Raw genomic sequence first — 17,445 nt, 5'->3', positions numbered from 1 at the left:
TTTGCAAGCGACAGAGGGAAGATCTTTATCTGCCGAGTACATACAGGCACGTAACAAGATACGGACAGCTACTTAACTACGCTTTTGGTTGACGTTAATAAATTCTCAATCTGGTTTATGTGATGCTGATCATGCTCAATCAAGCCAACAACAAAATCAAATATGACAAAGGTTGCCCCATCTGCGTCCACGAAAGGATGCCTTAGACTTTGCTCTGAAATTTGGTTCAGCTTTTGTATGAACTGCTCTCTTGTTTCAATTACAAGATCAAAAAGCTCACTACCAGCTCGCTCCTTAGCAATTTGCGTAGATTTCTGATTGAAACTCTCAACATCTATCAAATCGCTTGATGTAATAATAGCGTTTTCCTGCTGCATTGCTACTGGAGTAATTGCGTACTCAAAATAATATTGATCCCAGACCATAATATGAGCCATGATTTCCTTAGGGGACCATTTTCCTGGTGCAATCGGACTTGATAACTCCGCCTCAGAATACAATTTTAATCCTTCTGCATATGCAATAAGCTGCTCAAATTCATGCACTAATTGTTCTCTATTTTCCATAAGAATCCCCTTTGCTACGCATAATTCGAACGTTAAGTTTCAAATTATACCCCTTAAAGTGTACTTTAAGTCAAGATGTTCATATCCAGATATTGAAACTGATTAAGTCGAAGAAACTGTCCTATGGCAAAAGGTCATCATATCAAAAAGAACAAGCTGACAATATAACGTCAGCTTGTTCTTTTTGGGCAGGGATCGCCCCAGCTAAGGGGAATTAGCAATACTTATACGATTACGCCCTTCACGCTTAGCTCTATACAACGCCTCATCAGCTTTCCGAAGCAGAACTTCTAGCGTTTCATCGAGACGATGAGTGGCCTCTACAACTCCGAAGCTGGAAGTTACACCGACAGTTCCTTTGGAGGTATTTAGAGGTGTATTTTCCAAAGTGGCACGTAGACGCTCGGAAAGCTCACTTGCTTCTCGAAGAGGAGACGATAGTGCCAATACGAATTCCTCTCCTCCATAACGAGCGAACAATCCTCCCTCGGGAAGCATCGCCTGGCAGATGGCGGCAACGTGGATGAGCAGTTTATCCCCCGTTTCATGGCCGAAATTGTCATTCACCCGCTTGAAATAATCAATATCCAATAAAATAACAGAGAATGGATTTTGATTCACCCGAGATCGTTCCAGTAGCTCTCGACCGCGATGAATGAATTCCGAACGATTGAATATCTGCGTAAGCCCGTCATAATGAGCCCGTTGCTCAAGCTCTTGCTGAAGCCGCTTCAGTTCAGTCACGTTGATGAACATGAGCAATTTGCCTACAACAACTCCGTTCCGATTTCGCATAGCCGAAGAACGAACCTCGTAAACTTCCTTACTCGCACCATCAGCCCAATTGAATTCCTCAATATTTTGGTCCAAATGATGATTGAAGGGAACTGGAGCACTCGTAAGCTCTGCCCATGATTGATACAGGTTTTTGCCAATCGTACAAGGATTCAGTGCAGGAATCATCCGGCTGACTGCCCGATTGTAGTCGATGAGCCTGTCCGATAAATCCAGAACAATGAAGCCTTCCTCCATGCTGTCGAAAATCGTCTCCTTGGCAATCGGAATAACGGTCAGCATTTTTGTAGACATGGTGGCCCATATGTACAGGGCAGATGTGATGCACAAGCTGATTGGAACAGGGTCGAGCCCCGTGGGCGTTACGCCAAATCGATAAGAAAATCCGGCAATCATCGGAATCAACAGACCGCAAATTAATGTGATCAGTTGCAATCGATACGCTCTTTGCGTTTGCTTCCACCTGCTGAGCAACAATAATATTCCAGCTACCGTGCAGCAAAACATGTAGGTATCTTGTACGATGTACCACTTACCGATCTCAATATAAAGAATGTGAGGAGATACACCCTCTTTAAACTCAAACACTTTGTAGAACAAATCGTGATAATCGCTCGTGATGACCATAATGAACGTAATAGCCGGTATGAAGAATAGCGGTATTTTTATAAAACCAGATATTTCACGCCCGAGATATTGATGAATAATGACCAAGCCCAATGGAGCAAAGGTAGCAATTCCAATATATTCGATTCTTGTCCATACCTTCACTTGCTCGATCGTATCGCTAGCCAACTCGAAAGCATAACCGAAAGAGTAAATCGACAGTACTAACGTATAAAGAATATAGGTGCGATAAGCAGGGATCTCTGATCTTCTGGAAAATACATAGTAACAAAAAAATAGGTTAAATGCTCCCGAAAGACCGACAAGTGTAATATACATCGTCGTTTGCGAAACCACGGCATGCCCGCCTTCAAAGTTATAATTAATAATTATAACATAGGCAAAATTCGACAGTTTACTATTCTGAGCTCTTTCACAAATAATGGTGCCATTTCTGCTATCTAGCAGAGTTTAAGCAGTTAAAAATTTCCTGTCCAAAACCCCTGTCAAATGCCAATATAAAACAGATAAAAAAATTTACACGCAACTGGAGTGGGCAGAGATGAGAAAAGGTTGGTTATCCATCATACTAGCGGTTGTTCTATTGCTCGTGCCGATAGGGCAGGCATCGGTCAATGGACAGCAGTGGAGATTTATGGAATTCAGAGCTATACAGCATGACGATAATTCACTTACCATTGACGGTTTGTTAGAAAAGGCCACCGAGGGGGAAGAGGTCAAGGTCGTACTATCAACGGGGGACTTTGAAACGGTAAACGGAAGAAAGGAATTTGTAGAAATCGTATTTTCCGAGACCAAGGGAACGGCAAATTCCAAAGGGTACTTCCGCTTGCAGACGCCCCCCATCAACCCAGAACTACTGAAAAATAATGAGCTAAAAATTATCTTGATAGACCAATCTGGTCAAAAAACAGGCTATACCGATAAATTTCCGTTAAAGCTGAAGGCGAACGATCCAGACTTGTTTAGCCGAAACAATAAATACGCCAAGTACATGGACAGCTCGCAGTTGGCCATTACTCCGGAGGATTCCCGAAAGCTAGGTGAGGCCGCCGTTAAGCTCTCGCAGCGTGTCGTCACCGGTGACTCCGTCTCTTATTTCCTAGATGACCAAGGAAAGCTATGGGGCTGGGGGCGTATTCCAGGTGTGTTCGACAAATCCACCACCGAAGGCTCTCAAGCTGTATGGAGACAGCCCAAAATCATTTCCGCAGTTTCCGATATAGCGCAGGTGAGCACAGGCGGCAGAACCGGAGCGCTGCTCACCAAGCAGGGCGAAATCTGGCAATGGGACCATAGATCAGAAAACCGTGCGCTCGTCCGTATCGGTAAAATATCGGGAGTGCGGGAAATTGTCGTGGATGATACAGGCGATGGCCTAATTCTCAAAAAAGACGGCACCGTCCATAGCTGGACCTTGACCTATGGCGAATCCAATTCAAATGGCATCTATCCAGCTCCTAAAATTGCCATTTCGAAGCTTTCCGCGCTGTCCGGTATAACCAGCATCATGACCGCCAGTCAAAGCTTTTATGGGCAAACCTATTTTGCTCTGCAAAGCAACGGAAATGTGTGGGCCTGGGGTAACATGAGCGTTATATCCAGCTCGAGTCAAGCCGGAAATACAAACAAGAACAAAGAGCGCCAGATCGGGTTGGGCAAATATATGTTCGAGATTGTTGAGACGAAAAAACCTCAGCAGCTTAAGGGATTTCCGGCTATTCGCCAGATTTCGCTGCTGGGAGGTTATCCACTGATGATCAGCGAGCAGGCGGAGCTGTGGTCTTACGTATCGACCGAGGATACATTTATCAAGAAGCCAGGCAAAGTGTCGCAAGGAGCCGCTGCTGTTTTTAGAAACAGCCCCTATGTACTAATGAATGACGGCCAGTATTATAAGTGGGACACTGGCAGTGAGGCGCTTTCTTACAAGCCGGACCTTATGCTGAATGGGATGCAGACGATCGCCGCAGGAAGCTCAATGACAAGCGGCGCCGATCATATGCTGGCTGTGAATGCCGAAGGCTTGATTGTGGGCTGGGGCGGCAATGCCTTCGGACAGCTGGGTGTCAGTGCAGCTGCTCCGCTACCATCCTCTCCGTCCGTTATTACGAAGGTAGCTAATGCCGTTGCCGTTTCCACTAGCAGCGATCATGTCCTGTCACTCAGTAGCGACGGCTCCATCTATGGCTGGGGCAAAAATGAAAGCAAGCAGATTAACGGCAGCAATCACACAGAAATCCTTAGTCCGATCCTTATCAGCAAGACGCAGGACGTCAAAAAGCTGGCCGCAGGACAAGGCTTCTCCTTGTACCTGAACAAGAAGGGGGAGCTTTACGGCTGGGGTAACCTAAGTAGGCTTGGCATGGAGCCTTCAACAAAGCCGGAACGAATCACGCTTATTCCAGAAGCTATTAAGGATATCGATGTACAGAGATACAGCGTAGCGGTGCTAGGCGCATCGGGAACTGTTTATCAGCTTGGCGGAACTGTTTATATAGGCAGTGCAGCGGCAGAAAATAAAGACAACTTTGTTCGCACTATTGCCCAAATTCCCGACGCTTCCTCCATCTCCATGGGTAGCCTGCGGGGCTATGCCGTTCGTAAGGACGGTTCCGTATGGTATTGGAGCAATGTTGTGACAGAAGGTATAACTGCTGCAAAGCAGCTTGGCGGATTCAAAAACATTACCAAGCTTGCTGCAGCAACCGCCAATGACGAATACTTGCTTGCACTGGACAAAAATGGAGATGTTTGGGGCTGGGGCGATAATTCAGCTAATCAGATTAGCCATCGAATGAAGCAGAAGCTGACCTCTCCGGTCAAGGTTACGAATGAACCGTTCCGGATCAGCGGCTATACTCTCACTTACGTAGGCAAAAAGCTTAACTACCGTTCCATAAGCGCTTCGCGCAACGGAGCATTGTTTCTGACCAACGACAACGAGATGCTGTTTATGGGCTACCCAGCCTATCCATTACAAGCCAAAAAACTGTATCAGAACGTAACCTTCGCCGAAGCTCAAGACAGCAATATGTACTGGATCATCGGCGGAAAGCTGTACGTCTATGGCAGAAATAACACCTCAGGCCAATTGGGCAACGGCACGAAGTCCTATTATGATCAACCTCAAGCTGTGAAAACTGCGCAAGGAGCAACGCTCAAAGTAAAATAGGCATGAAAACCAGAAGCCCTTCAGGAAACTGAGGGGCTTCTGGTTTTTTTTAATATTTCTTAGTTCATTATCAGGCGCATCAGCCATTTATCAGCTTTCCAGTTAAATCGCCTCAAAACCAAATTGATAGCTATTCTGGTTTTCTGTTTCCCACTTCTTTATCAGATTAATCGTTTCTTGTATCATAATTAACCCTGAATCGCTGTTCGTTAGGATGACTATTCCATCCCCACTGTCTCTATTAATATAGAAGTTGCTTTGGTAACCTAAATTCGCACCCCCATGGGTAATTAGCTCTTTGCCTTGACGGGAAATAATAACAAACCCCAATCCATACCCATTCAACACTGGCGTAAACATCATATCTAAAGATTTATTGGACAATACCTCTCTCCCAGCAGGCTTCATCTCGATTTTATCTTCAACTATAGAAGCGACGAATTTTGCAAAATCGACTATTGATGTATGTAGACCCGCCGCCGCCAATTCACGGTAAGAAATGATTGGGTAAGCTTTTCCCGATTTTTTATAGCCAACTGCAAGATTCGGCACCTCTTCGGAGTGTAAAGCAAACAAACTATTGGACATACCTAAAGGGTCTAATATCTCGCTTTTCATAAATTCCGAGTAGGATTGCTTTGTTATTTCCTCTATTGCTAATTGAAGTAACGTGTAACCCCCACCTGAATATTGATATTGCTTTCCCGGCTCAAAAATCAACTTAACCTTTTCTTTCGCGCTATTCTTACCGCTTAATGACTCCTCCAGTGTCGGCAGTTTCTTCCCTTTGGGATAGCCTGGATAACCATGTAAGGATAGACCTGACGTATGGCTTAACAATTTTCTTATCGTTACTTTTTCCTTGTCATAGTCACTATCGGGAATATGCCATCGGGAAAGATAGCTTTCTACCGGCTTATCTAGATCAAGCTTTGCTTGCTCAACTAACTTTAATATTCCCAAAGAGTTTACGGACTTCGAATTTGATGCTACTTGAAAGATAGTTTTCTCATCAACTGCAATTTTCTTTTTTACGTTGGCGTATCCGAATCCTTCTGCCCACTCTAAGTGCCCTTGATGGATAATCGCGATTGCAGCGCCTGGAACTTTATTTTGTTTCATCAACTTTGGGATTTCCTCTTCTAACAACTTTGGTAGATCTATTTCCGCTAAACTGATTTGCGTTACCGTGCTTTCGCTTATGTCTTTTTTCTCTTCAGCACATCCGACCACTAAGAACAAAAAAACCGCAACCATCATCGCAATAGATTTTATCCAATATCCTTTCAACCTTTTCGGGATCATAGAGCCTCCATTGTTTTTAATTTTTCTATCATTATTGATAATCTATATTTATATAAAAGGATAACATGAATCCAATTATTTACATAAAATTCTTTCTAGAAGCCGCCTCAATAATTATTTTTGGATTAATCTATTAATTATTGGATAAATTATGCATACAAAAAACACACCTACTGCATCATAGTAGTATGAATACCAGTATAAACAAGCTTCTGTCTACATCCCGTAGTACTCTGTATGATGCTTTTAGGGATCATTTTTTCTCGTAAAATACGTGAGCCTGATATTGATATTTCCGAATGCGAAAGGTGGAGACTGACTTGAAAACAAGAACACTTGGAAACAGCAAACTGGAGGTATCTGCCTTAGGACTTGGATGTATGGGCATGTCTGACTTCTATGCCGGGCGGGATGAGGCGGAGTCGATCCGTACTATTCACCGCGCATTGGAGCTTGGCGTGACTCTTCTTGATACTGCTGATGTCTATGGTTTGGGAGAAAACGAAGAGCTTCTCGGGCGTGCTCTTAAAGGCCGCAGAGATGGTGTTGTCTTAGCGACAAAGTTTGGCGCTGTCGTAGGAGAAGATGGTTCCATAAGCGTGAGTGGTCGTCCTGAATATGTGAAGGCAGCATGTGAGGCCAGTCTAAAACGTCTCGGTGTCGATCATATTGATCTCTACTACCAGCATCGAGTCGATCAAGATACTCCAATTGAAGAAACTGTAGGTGCAATGGCAGAGCTTGTTAAGGAAGGGAAAATCCGATACATCGGGCTGTCGGAAGCATCCTCAGACCTTATTCGCCGTGGACATGCAGTTTATCCTATAACAGCACTACAGACTGAATACTCATTATGGGATCGTGATGTCGAGGATTCTATTCTGCCGACATGCCGTGAGCTAGGCATCGGCTTCGTACCGTATAGTCCACTTGGCCGTGGATTTCTAACAGGACAGATTCAGCGCTACGAAGATCTCGAGCCGGATGACTTCCGCCGTACTTCACCAAGATTCCAAGGAGATAACTTCCAAAAAAATCTTGATCTAGTGGTCAAAATAAAAGAACTTGCGGTAGAGAAGAACTGTAAGCCATCCCAGTTAGCTTTAGCGTGGCTACTCGCTCAAAGCGACAATATCGTGCCAATTCCAGGAACAAAACGTACTGTTTACCTTGAGGAAAATCTTGGCGCATTGGACGTTGAACTGACAAATGCTGACCTCGCTCAAATCGATGCTATTGCCCCACAAGGCATTGTCTTCGGTTCCCGCTACTAAGCAAACATTATATAAAGGAGCAATGCCATCACATTCTAACTGTGATGGCATTGCTCCTTTTGCTATTGAAAAACCATTCGTTTATACTACTAGCATCCTTCGGCAAGATGTAGGATTACATTTTGTCACGAAAGCTATTACGTACTGAAGGGCTGGTGGCCTTTGAATGAATCATGAGAAGCAGCGTTATAAAGAGCTGGGGGATTTTCTTAAAACACGTCGAGCTAAAATATCCCCACAGCTGGCAGGTTTGCCCGCAGGACTACGCCGTCGAACACCGGGTTTGCGGCGTGAAGAGGTTGCTACTCTGGCGGGAATAGGCGTAACCTGGTACACCTGGCTTGAGCAAGGACGTCCGATTCAGGTTTCTACGCAAATTCTCGAGAGTCTTTCTCGAGTGTTTAGACTAAATCGCGTAGAGATTGTGCATATGTATACCCTCGCCCAGCATGTCCCTCCTTCCTATTTTCCTAGCTATAATGAGGTAAACCCGATGCATCAGCATGTGCTGGACGATCTGGTGGAATCGCCGTCCATGATCGTGGACAATCGCTGGAATGTCATCGCATGGAATCGGGCAGCTGAGCTTGTGTTCTATGATTTCAACCAATTAGAATGTAGTAACCGCAACATGATGCGAATCATGTTCACAGATCCGAACTTTGCAAGCCTCTTCCCGGATTGGGATACTAGTGCACAGTCGATGATTGGGAAGTTCAGAGCCGATTGCAGTCAATATATTGAAGATCCTTGGCTTACAGAATTCGTGCAAGAGCTTCGAGCATCCAGCAAGGAATTCGATCAATGGTGGCCTATGCATCAGCTCAATAAAGACCGGAACACTTACAGATTGCTCAATCATCCCGTGATTGGACCGCTGAGCTTTGAGCTAACCAGCTTTCTCGTATCCGAAGACAACAACCTGAAGATGTATGTTAACACACCGTCGATCGATACGGATACTCGCCATAAGCTGAGACTGCTGCTAGAAACAGAGCATAAGAACAGTGAGCCTACTTTTGTGTATCAATCATAATCGCCTGATCCCTCTTACCCAAATCACTCCGCACACTGTCAATTTGCTATGATTGCAGCTTAAGCCATGCGTCAACTACTTGAGGCAAACCTTCTATATATGTTGGATAACGGAACTTAAACCCTGTTTCCTGAAGCTTTTTACTTGAAAAGTTAGTGTGAGCTGTTGCATATTCTGTCAGCACTGGTCCTAACAATAATTGACACAGCCAGCGAGGTACTTCCCGGAATTTAGGGTTTCTCACACCCATTAGCTTTATAATTTCATCTCTAAATACTGTGGATTTCAGCGGCTGTAAATCAGAAATGATATAATCTTCTCCAATCTCACCCTTCTCAATTAAATGTAAAAGGGCACGTGCACAATCTTCAATATGAATAGGTGAAAAATAAGGACTGTAGCCCTTCAAAGATGTAATCGGCTTATTAGTATACAACGGCTGAAAAAATAGCTGCTCCATCCATGAAGAAGGTCCATATATTTGTGCAGGAAACACAATTGAAGCAGGATATCCTTCAGCAATTTTTTCTTTGGCATATTTAATTGAAGGTGAAATATACGGTCCCCAACCCTTTGGCTCAGCTTGGAAGGATTCTGTTCTAGGCGCTTCATTACCTGAATCACCAAAATAACTTGTACCACCAACAAAAATAAGACGCTTAAGATGCTTGGGATCAATTGCTGCAAAAAGACGTTTTGTTAACTCCAAATGCCCATCCGCATAGGAAAGTGCCACTTTTTTAGTTACTTTTTTCCCCCACGTTGGTGGAGCTGCCAAATGAATAACTGCGTCCATATCATTTATCTTTTGCTGCCACTGTCCATCCTGCAATATATCTCCAACAATGACTTTGACGCCTTGCTTCTCTAAAGCCTCTGATTTTTCTCTATTTCTCGTTAAAACATATGTATTGTGCCCAGCCTTTACTGACTCTTCCACGAGCACTGTCCCAATGTAACCTGTCCCACCAGTTATAAGAATGTTCATATTATCCTCCGTTTTACTCTGTCATAATATATCAAATCATCGCTTTTCAATATCATAGAATCGGTATTTGTCAGCGTTCATCTGTCATTGAGCAAATAGATATTATCACAAAAATGAGAAAACTATTGTGACCACCGTTACATTAAATAGTGCCAGATGCATAAAAGACATCGCCAATAGTGTATAACCACACAAGGCGATGTATCTAAATGTTATATACTGCTACTGCCAACGAAAAACAAAACCGTACCATAATGATTCATAAACCGTTTATAATCGGCATTCTCTTTCAATACGATGATGGATGGATACGCATTTATCTTGCGCTGTTTTAATCCCGCCAACATTTCCTTCTGTTCCGCACAATAAAACTTTCCTTGCTCATACTGAATAAGGAGCGGCAGACTTGCGGATGCCTGTTCATTGTCTTCGTCGACCTGGCGTTGATCGCTCTCAATACCCTCCGCTTGAATAAGACGCAAAGGGAACTTAACAACGCCGAAATAGAGATGATCTTTACCGAACTCGCGTGAATCAGGCCCGGCTTTTCGGGTGAACTGCACATAGCAGTGAATCCACTCTTCGAGGATCCCCGCGTTCGCATATTGGACGGCCGAATGTATCGTCGGCGTATATGTCGCGTATCCATGGTTATTTTTTTTGGAGTAAATAATCTTCTTGATGGAGTCCAACGATAAGAAATACTCGTCCGCGAGTTCCGACACCGTGAGCCCATGGGCGTACTTGTTGCGGATCATTCGATTGCGTCTATGCAACTGATCCCGGTACCCCGAGGCTTCCCCCCATGCCCTCTTCTCATCCCCGGAAGGAATATACAGCAGCTTGCCCGCCGCGTACTTCTGAATTTCCCTCAATAACTCGGCCGGAATCAAGTCGCCGGCATTCTCGTATTTCATTCGATCACCGTCTATAGGGCGTAGATTCGATCTTTCAGCTCGCTGACGGACTTAATAATCGACGTGCAGGACTCCTCATCGTCGATCGATGCATGCCAACGCAATCCGTTAAGCCCGTTCCAATACGCCACGCATAAGAATCTTTCTTTGAAGTCCGGAATGTCGATTCCCCGCTTCTTGCAATACGGGACAAATAATTCCGGTATACGCATGTAAGGCTTATTTAAGTCCATAATCGCGATGTCCGTCAGGAAGTCGCCAATGCCGGCAAACGTCCAATCTGGAAACCCGACCATTATGTTGCCATCCGTAATCATGTTTGTGAAGAACATGAAGTTATTGACCAAGTAACGCTTATCTTCGCAATAAGGAATTCTGTCTTCGATTTCCTTGTAATATTGTTCGAAGAACTCCCGTTTTAAGAGCGTCGTATCGAACATTTCCCTCCAATTGTACCAGTAACCTTCCTTATCGTCAGCGAAGTCGTCGATTAGATAATCCCTATAAGTCGCGTTTCCCGTTCGGCATTCCTCATTGAAGTTTCCATAACCTTCTATTCCCGATATATCCGATGAATGAATCTCGAGAATTTTATCGAAAAACAATTCGTGGCAGTCCCAGAACTGTTGCGGGGTCAGCTGATCGGCCACGAACCCGTCGGGCGTCATATTGACCTTCTCGGACAGTATCGACCTAAGAAAATTGTCCCTGCTCATCTTGTCATCTCCTTTATGATCCTCATCCCAGTAGTCTCAGGCGCGCATCTGATCTGGGAAAATCATAGCATTGGAGATTCGTGGAAAATAGGCAATCACGATTTAAAACGAATTTTGCACAATGTAGAACCCACGCTGAAAGGCGATCGCGTTGATCGTGTCACCACACGCTGGCGTACGCGTAATTGCGCACCGAGCCGTGCCATTGATACCATGGAGATCCGGCCTCCTGCTGCGCGTAGAATAGCGTGATCTGGGCATCCGGATCGATGACGACGTAGCAGCCGCGAGCACCATCCCAGCCAAATTCGCCCTTCATACTGAGCGCATTGTTATCCTCTGGGTTGACCAAGGTACGCACGCCGAGTCCGTAGCTATAGCCGCTTTTGCTCACACCGCCGAAGCTTGCAAAATCCTGCTGCGCCTCTGCGTGCAGCCGCCGCTTGCGCAGATCGTTCACCGTTTCGGGCCGCAGAATACGCTCCCCACTTGGCGCAAGTCCGTAATTGCACAGCGCTTCGGCGAACAGAGTATAGTCCGGCACGGTCGAATACAGTCCGCCCCCGCCACTTTCGTACGCCCGACCGGGCTTCAAGTTGAACGACTCTCCAATACTTTCCGCCTTGTGCGTCTTGCCGTTGAACCGATTGTACAGCTTCGCGAACCGCGTCTCATCCTTCAAGTCGAAAGAAGTATCCGTCATCCCGATCGGATCGAAAATATGGTCCTGCATGTACGCACCAAGTGGCTTACCCGATACGACTTCAATAACCGCGCCTAACACATCGTGACAGACCGTGTATTTGAAGCGCGTTCCCGGCTCGAACAGCAGCGGCTCCTTCGCCAGCGCCCGAATCACATCGAGTGTTCGACCTTCGCCGCCTGACTCCGCGATAACGCGCCGCGCCTCCGGCGTGTCATATTGCTCGATGCCGGCCGTCATGCTGAGCAGATGCTCTATCGTAATTGGCACAGTCGACGGTCGGAGCTCTTGTGCACCGTCCGGCAGCTGATGACGCACGGTTACATGTTCATATTCCGGAATATAAGCGTACAGCGGATCGCTAAGCTTCACCCGGCCCGACTCTACCAACTGCAGCATCGCCGTACATGTAATGACTTTGGTCGCGGAGTACAACCGGAATATCGTGTCAGGCCCGAACACGATTCGATTATCCACGTCCGCATAGCCGGTATAATGCTCGAACACTGGCTCATGCTTGTAATACATCGCCAGTCCGACGCCGGGTATGTTCTTCTCTTCGTAGAACCGATTCAAGTAAGCTGTCAGCTTATCGAAATTCATAACGTGCCTCCTCCAATACAATCCGACTCATGAGTCTAACTCCTATGATAGAATCTAGATTGCAAATTGTAATGAGGCAAAACAAAACTAACTAGTCTGAATTTAGCTTAACGCGCTCCGTTGGCCGATTCATTACACCAGCTTCGCATCCGTCATGGACAAGAACACTCGCTCCAAAACTCACAGGAAGATATGCTAACAGCCATATGCAACGATCCAAGGAACCAAAATTTCATCTCCTGCTTGTCATCATAAGATTGTATATGAATAGTCATACAGAATGTCCCCATAATTACTCAATTGATCCCGAAGAGATGATAATGTAACCTGCGGAATAATTTTCAATGTAGAAGTAATACTCCCCAGCTTCTGGTGCCGTAATGGTGTAAGAAAATTCCTTGCTTTTATTGAACTGGCCTTTAACTAGCGCTCCATTATGAACGAATCCAATCTCCATTCGTTCTCCAGCTTTGTCGCTATTCTTGTTTGTCTCCAAATCAAGCGCATAATGTATGGTCAGCTTTTCCCCTTCATTTAACTGCCAACCATATTCGTTATCCTTAGTAAAAATGACGATATCACCATTGTTTGTGAGCACCTCTGGTATCTTGTATGTCCCACTCTTCTCCTTCACCACAATAGGAGTAACCGAGTTGCCTGGAAGAGATTTGAGCTGGTCTTCATTCAGAATGTTGCTCGTCACAATGGGACTTGTTCTTTTCGGGATCGAAGCTCCAATAGTGGCTTCCTCCATAGAGGCGTAATTCGAATTTTTAGCAATATTTCTGTTTTCATCATTCAATAGGATCGCTCCGAAAAATTTACCGCCGGTAGCCGCATTTACCACCACAGCTGAAGTCATTAGGGCTACAATTACGGCAATAATAGAAGCTATTCTGGCCGAGGGATTTCTCTTACGAGAGAAATGCTTCCCTTGTCCTGCAGATTGTTCATTGATTTTATGCAGTACAAGCTGGCGAATTTTATTTTTGTTAACCTCTGTATCCTCTTCAATTTGAATCTCATCCGTATAAATTCCTGCATGTTCAACCATTTTGGATATGTTTATTTTCAAATTCATACCCTCCTTCTATTAAGCGCTGCTTCAAAAATGCTCGTCCACGAAGCAGTCTGCTTCTAACTGTCGATTCGTTCATTTTCAACTGCAAAGCTATATCCTTTGTCTTCTCGAAGAAAAAATAGTAGCGAAGAAAAATCTCTCTATCTTGCTTCTCCATTGTGGAAAAAATCCATTCCAACTCTTGTTTGTTTTCAGATTCTTTAAGAGGATCATTGGTGTCCCTCACAATTAATATGTCCTCCTCAAGCAAACAAAACTGAGGGTCAAGGTTTCTTAACTTTTTCAGCGCTTGATTTCTTGCGATCGCGGCAATATATGACTTTAATGAACCGTTCTCTTGGATCTGTGTCGCGTTATTCCAAAGCAAGACGAATACATCAGATACGACCTCCTCAATATCCTCGATCCTCATTTGAGCGCCTATTATATTTCTTACAATTGTGCTCACATAAGCAGAATAAAGGTCAATCAAGTGTTCCAATGCAGGTTGAGATTTATGCTTTAACTGTTGAATGAGTATTTTCTCTTCCAACCAAACACCTCCTGACGGCCGTCGTAAGTATATATCCAAATTTTTGATGTTTTGTTGCAAACCGAACAGGATATTTTAATTAGACTAGACCAATTCTTCAACGGACACCTGGTACAGCAAGTTACCTTCACAGAACAGCACTCTATCTTCTCGGAAGTCTTGTGTTCGTGGTACAAGCGGTTCGGATTTTTCATTTAGAAAATGTATCGTGTGCCCTTTGGTTAAGCTCCCCGGTTTCTCCTTTTTTTTGAGTATATAGGTTCTACTTTTCCCGTAACCCCCGTCGAACAAAAAGTGATAGCCATCTGTACAAAACCCGGATGAGCCTGAAATCTCAGGATTCATAAACGTGACCTTAGCTTGCCGAGGTCCGCCTGAGATACAGCCCAACAAGAAGTCCGTATAATAGTAAAACCAGATTTCCTCGTCATTCACTGCATTCAACGCATAGCAATCGGCAATATTTGCCGCGTGATCTTCGTATATTTTGTTGCCATGCTCATCCCAGGCTAGAAGTCCTTGCGCACCTATGGGTTTTTTATTCCAACCGTTATTTCCGAAAACGCCTTCGTCGAAATAACTTGTCCAGATGATCCCTTTTTCCGTCACCTGAACACTCTGAATCCCATCTCCAAGCAGAAACTCTCGAACGGTATTTCCTTTATAATCAAGTACTTTGGCGTTCAAGTCATACTTGTCTGAGCCATAATAAGAGCAGCGCGCTCCAACCAACAGCAGATGTCTCTTAAGCGGCTGGACATAATGATAGTTAAAATGCTGATCCTCTATCACTAACTCCTCAATATATTTATCCTCCATGACTAGTACCTTATATTTATCTTCTATAATTAGCACCTTGTAGGTATGTGCTTTCTTTAGAGCCGAGGGGATGAACATGCCCCGCTCCCGTTCTGGGATATGATTAATTAGCAAGACATAGATGCAGCCATCGGTGCCGAATTGAGCTGAGACAACATCGTAGCCCCTAGTATACTCTGAAATATCGGCAAAAGGCTTCAGAGTCACCGTTTTATCAAACATGCCCATTCCTCCTTATAGGGCAGCAAAACCACCATCCGTATTGGTTAACTGTATTATGTTTGAGAAGAATGCTCATGAACATGGTGGAAGTATGACGACGAAGGTAGTCCTCATCGCTACTCATGTGGGATCTCCTATGACCGCAGGCGTTTGATGACATAAATCATTGGTATAACACTGAAAAAGAGTAGAATACCTCATTCCTATATTTACATCCACATTTTATACTTATTGGATAATTCGAGGGAGGTAAATCATGCCGCTGATTCAAGTAGAGCATTTGCGTAAGGAATTCAAAAGGCAGAAGCGAAAAGACGGGTTCTGGCCATTGATGAAAAGTCTTGTATACAGGGAATATGAGCAGAAGGTTGCGGTCGAGGACATTTCATTTTCGATCGATCAAGGTGAGATTGTCGGTTACATCGGGCCCAATGGGGCGGGAAAATCGACAACTATTAAAATGATGGTCGGCATCCTCGTACCAACCAGCGGCGTTGTGCGTGTGAATGGGCTCGTGCCTTTCGAGAACCGCATTGAGAATGCGCGGAGAATCGGGGCTGTTTTCGGCCAGAAAAGCCAGCTTTGGTGGGATACGCCAGTCATCGAATCATTGAGATTAACGAAGTATATGTATGATATACCGGAGGATCGTTATCTTCAGAACATGGCACTATTCGGTGACATTCTTGGGTTGGATGAATTCAAAAATGTTGCCGTCCGTTCGCTAAGCCTCGGCCAACGGATGCGAGCTGACCTTTGCGCGGCACTGCTGCATGATCCTGAAATTGTGTATCTCGACGAACCGACAATTGGGCTCGATGTCGTTGTAAAAGAAAGAATTCGCGAATTCATTCGCGAGATTAATCGGGAAAGAGGAACGACAGTCATACTGACGACACATGACATGTCCGACATTGAGAAGCTGTGCAGCCGCGTTATGGTCGTTGATCACGGCAAGCTTATGTATGACGGCAACCTGAACACGCTGAAGAGCGATTACGGTAATATGGAAACAATGGAGCTGGATACGGAGGAGAACTTCATCATGGACGATGCGCTTTTGCGCATGGGGATTACGTTCAGCCGAACTGAAGATGCCCGAAACCAGCTCCTCTACGACAAGAAAAATGTTAACTCCTCTGTGGTCATCAAGTATATTATGGATCGTTATTCTGTTCGTGATTTCAAGGTTAAGGAAACCGAGATCGAAGAAATTATTCGAAATCTCTATGCCGGCTTTAGCCAGGAAGAGCACGAGCGGCAGGAAGTGATCGTATGAGAATCGCACTCTATCGGGAAATGACGTTGAATGCCTTCCGATCACTGCTTGCTTTTCGGGCCGAAGTTTTACTATTCCTGTTCGGGCAACTATTTAGAATCTTCGTGCAAGTGTATATTTGGTATGCTTTATTTGGCGATTCGGACAGTTTAATCTCGAAATCTGGCACAGTTACCATTCAAGAAATGATAACGTATGTCGTGATCAGCTCGGTCATCTCGGTATTCGCTACGAATGACGTCATTTTCAGAGTAAGCAACAAAGTATCATCGGGCGAAATCGGGATGGATCTGATTAAGCCAATGAGCTTTCGATCCGTTATTTTCTGTCAGGCTTTCGGCACGAATTTGTACCGAATGCTGTTTGAATTAATTCCTTTAGTTATAGTCAGCATGCTATTCTTCCACATACAGCTACCCTCTCTGGTAAATGGTCTTGCCTTCCTTATTCTTGTCATCTGTGGCCTGATTCTCAATTTCCTGATTACGTATACGGTCGGCCTGATCGCCTTCTGGTACATTCTTGTTTGGCAGGTCAATACGGTACTGAATGGGCTGATCCGACTATTTTCCGGAGCTTTTATTCCGATTTGGTTTTTCTCTGATTCGCTAGTGAAGCTCTCGTACTTTCTGCCGTTCCGCCTTATTTACTATGAACCAATCTCTGTCTTCTTGGGTAAAGTAACTGGCTGGCAGGACCTGCTTTCAATCATTGTCCAGCAATTAGCCTGGATGGCTGGTTTTCTACTGTTGCAAAAATGGATGTGGTCGAAAGCCGTTACCCGGCTTGTCGTTCAGGGAGGCTAAT

Annotated in this window: 15 protein-coding genes; 5 read left to right on the top strand and 10 right to left on the bottom strand. The window is 44.7% G+C overall.

All coding sequences use genetic code 11. The features are described from left to right. Nucleotides 1-68 precede the first annotated feature (68 nt). A complete protein-coding gene (locus tag KCTCHS21_RS01550) occupies nt 69-566 on the bottom strand; it encodes a DinB family protein (RefSeq protein WP_130604816.1) in 498 nt (165 codons plus the stop codon). Nucleotides 567-770: 204 nt separating this feature from the next. Next, nucleotides 771-2,324, bottom strand: coding sequence for a histidine kinase N-terminal 7TM domain-containing diguanylate cyclase (locus tag KCTCHS21_RS01545; RefSeq protein ID WP_232058028.1), 1,554 nt, complete (start codon nt 2,322-2,324; stop codon nt 771-773). A gap of 205 nt (nt 2,325-2,529) precedes the next feature. On the opposite strand from KCTCHS21_RS01545, the gene KCTCHS21_RS01540 reads away from it, so the two are divergent. Then, a complete protein-coding gene (locus KCTCHS21_RS01540) occupies nt 2,530-5,163 on the top strand; it encodes an RCC1 domain-containing protein (RefSeq protein WP_130604815.1) in 2,634 nt (877 codons plus the stop codon). Between the two features lie 102 nt (nt 5,164-5,265). Here KCTCHS21_RS01540 and KCTCHS21_RS01535 read toward each other — a convergent pair whose 3' ends face one another. Then, entirely contained in the window at nt 5,266-6,453 is a 1,188-nt protein-coding gene (locus KCTCHS21_RS01535; RefSeq protein ID WP_157993914.1) for a serine hydrolase domain-containing protein, read from the bottom strand. Nucleotides 6,454-6,788: 335 nt separating this feature from the next. Here KCTCHS21_RS01535 and KCTCHS21_RS01530 point away from each other — a divergent pair, with 335 nt between their 5' ends. Beyond that, the gene (locus tag KCTCHS21_RS01530) at nt 6,789-7,742 is read left to right on the top strand and encodes an aldo/keto reductase (RefSeq protein WP_130604813.1); all 954 of its coding nucleotides are present in this window, start codon (nt 6,789-6,791) and stop codon (nt 7,740-7,742) included. 166 nt (nt 7,743-7,908) lie between these two features. Further along, nucleotides 7,909-8,778 (top strand): helix-turn-helix transcriptional regulator, encoded by an 870-nt coding sequence (locus KCTCHS21_RS01525; RefSeq protein WP_130604812.1) that lies wholly within the window; start codon nt 7,909-7,911, stop codon nt 8,776-8,778. Nucleotides 8,779-8,824: 46 nt separating this feature from the next. Here the strand turns inward: KCTCHS21_RS01525 and KCTCHS21_RS01520 are convergent, their stop codons facing one another. The 7 genes from KCTCHS21_RS01520 to KCTCHS21_RS01490 all read right to left on the bottom strand — a co-directional run bounded on the left by KCTCHS21_RS01520 (nt 8,825) and on the right by KCTCHS21_RS01490 (nt 15,359). Continuing rightward, complete coding sequence (locus tag KCTCHS21_RS01520; protein ID WP_130604811.1) at nt 8,825-9,766, bottom strand: NAD-dependent epimerase/dehydratase family protein; 942 nt, start codon at nt 9,764-9,766, stop codon at nt 8,825-8,827. Nucleotides 9,767-9,978: 212 nt separating this feature from the next. Beyond that, a complete protein-coding gene (locus KCTCHS21_RS31590) occupies nt 9,979-10,683 on the bottom strand; it encodes a CD3324 family protein (protein ID WP_232058027.1) in 705 nt (234 codons plus the stop codon). Between the two features lie 11 nt (nt 10,684-10,694). Beyond that, on the bottom strand, nt 10,695-11,399 hold the full coding sequence (locus KCTCHS21_RS01510; protein ID WP_130604810.1) for an aminoglycoside phosphotransferase family protein: 705 nt from the start codon (nt 11,397-11,399) through the stop codon (nt 10,695-10,697). A 160-nt stretch (nt 11,400-11,559) separates the two neighbouring features. Next, nucleotides 11,560-12,705: a serine hydrolase domain-containing protein gene (locus KCTCHS21_RS01505; RefSeq protein ID WP_130604809.1), complete on the bottom strand. Its 1,146-nt coding sequence runs from the start codon at nt 12,703-12,705 to the stop codon at nt 11,560-11,562. A gap of 292 nt (nt 12,706-12,997) precedes the next feature. Then, on the bottom strand, nt 12,998-13,780 hold the full coding sequence (locus KCTCHS21_RS01500; RefSeq protein ID WP_130604808.1) for a hypothetical protein: 783 nt from the start codon (nt 13,778-13,780) through the stop codon (nt 12,998-13,000). Continuing rightward, nucleotides 13,752-14,318: a sigma-70 family RNA polymerase sigma factor gene (locus KCTCHS21_RS01495; protein WP_157993913.1), complete on the bottom strand. Its 567-nt coding sequence runs from the start codon at nt 14,316-14,318 to the stop codon at nt 13,752-13,754. Before KCTCHS21_RS01495 ends, KCTCHS21_RS01500 begins: the two co-directional genes overlap by 29 nt. Before the next feature lie 84 nt (nt 14,319-14,402). After that, entirely contained in the window at nt 14,403-15,359 is a 957-nt protein-coding gene (locus KCTCHS21_RS01490; protein ID WP_130604806.1) for a hypothetical protein, read from the bottom strand. Between the two features lie 256 nt (nt 15,360-15,615). Between KCTCHS21_RS01490 and KCTCHS21_RS01485 the strand changes: the two genes are divergently transcribed. Together KCTCHS21_RS01485 and KCTCHS21_RS01480 are read left to right on the top strand one after the other, a co-directional pair. Beyond that, nucleotides 15,616-16,638: an ABC transporter ATP-binding protein gene (locus tag KCTCHS21_RS01485; protein ID WP_130604805.1), complete on the top strand. Its 1,023-nt coding sequence runs from the start codon at nt 15,616-15,618 to the stop codon at nt 16,636-16,638. Next, the gene (locus KCTCHS21_RS01480; RefSeq protein ID WP_130604804.1) at nt 16,635-17,444 is read left to right on the top strand and encodes an ABC transporter permease; all 810 of its coding nucleotides are present in this window, start codon (nt 16,635-16,637) and stop codon (nt 17,442-17,444) included. Before KCTCHS21_RS01485 ends, KCTCHS21_RS01480 begins: the two co-directional genes overlap by 4 nt. The last annotated feature ends 1 nt before the right edge of the window (nt 17,445 follow it).

Origin of the sequence: Cohnella abietis (assembly GCF_004295585.1) — a bacterium.
Classification (GTDB): domain Bacteria; phylum Bacillota; class Bacilli; order Paenibacillales; family Paenibacillaceae; genus Cohnella; species Cohnella abietis.
Note: the sequence above shows the minus strand (reverse complement) of the source record. Positions and strands in the feature narration are given on the sequence as shown.

Excerpts from the sequence above, each read along its gene's own strand:
- KCTCHS21_RS01550 (WP_130604816.1), bottom strand. The coding sequence starts at position 566 with ATGGAAAATAGAGAACAATTAGTGCATGAATTTGAGCAGCTTATTGCA.
- KCTCHS21_RS01540 (WP_130604815.1), top strand. The coding sequence starts at position 2,530 with ATGAGAAAAGGTTGGTTATCCATCATACTAGCGGTTGTTCTATTGCTC.
- KCTCHS21_RS01525 (WP_130604812.1), top strand. The coding sequence starts at position 7,909 with ATGAATCATGAGAAGCAGCGTTATAAAGAGCTGGGGGATTTTCTTAAA.
- KCTCHS21_RS01520 (WP_130604811.1), bottom strand. The coding sequence starts at position 9,766 with ATGAACATTCTTATAACTGGTGGGACAGGTTACATTGGGACAGTGCTC.
- KCTCHS21_RS31590 (WP_232058027.1), bottom strand. The coding sequence starts at position 10,683 with ATGAAATACGAGAATGCCGGCGACTTGATTCCGGCCGAGTTATTGAGG.
- KCTCHS21_RS01510 (WP_130604810.1), bottom strand. The coding sequence starts at position 11,399 with ATGAGCAGGGACAATTTTCTTAGGTCGATACTGTCCGAGAAGGTCAAT.
- KCTCHS21_RS01505 (WP_130604809.1), bottom strand. The coding sequence starts at position 12,705 with ATGAATTTCGATAAGCTGACAGCTTACTTGAATCGGTTCTACGAAGAG.
- KCTCHS21_RS01490 (WP_130604806.1), bottom strand. The coding sequence starts at position 15,359 with ATGTTTGATAAAACGGTGACTCTGAAGCCTTTTGCCGATATTTCAGAG.
- KCTCHS21_RS01485 (WP_130604805.1), top strand. The coding sequence starts at position 15,616 with ATGCCGCTGATTCAAGTAGAGCATTTGCGTAAGGAATTCAAAAGGCAG.
- KCTCHS21_RS01480 (WP_130604804.1), top strand. The coding sequence starts at position 16,635 with ATGAGAATCGCACTCTATCGGGAAATGACGTTGAATGCCTTCCGATCA.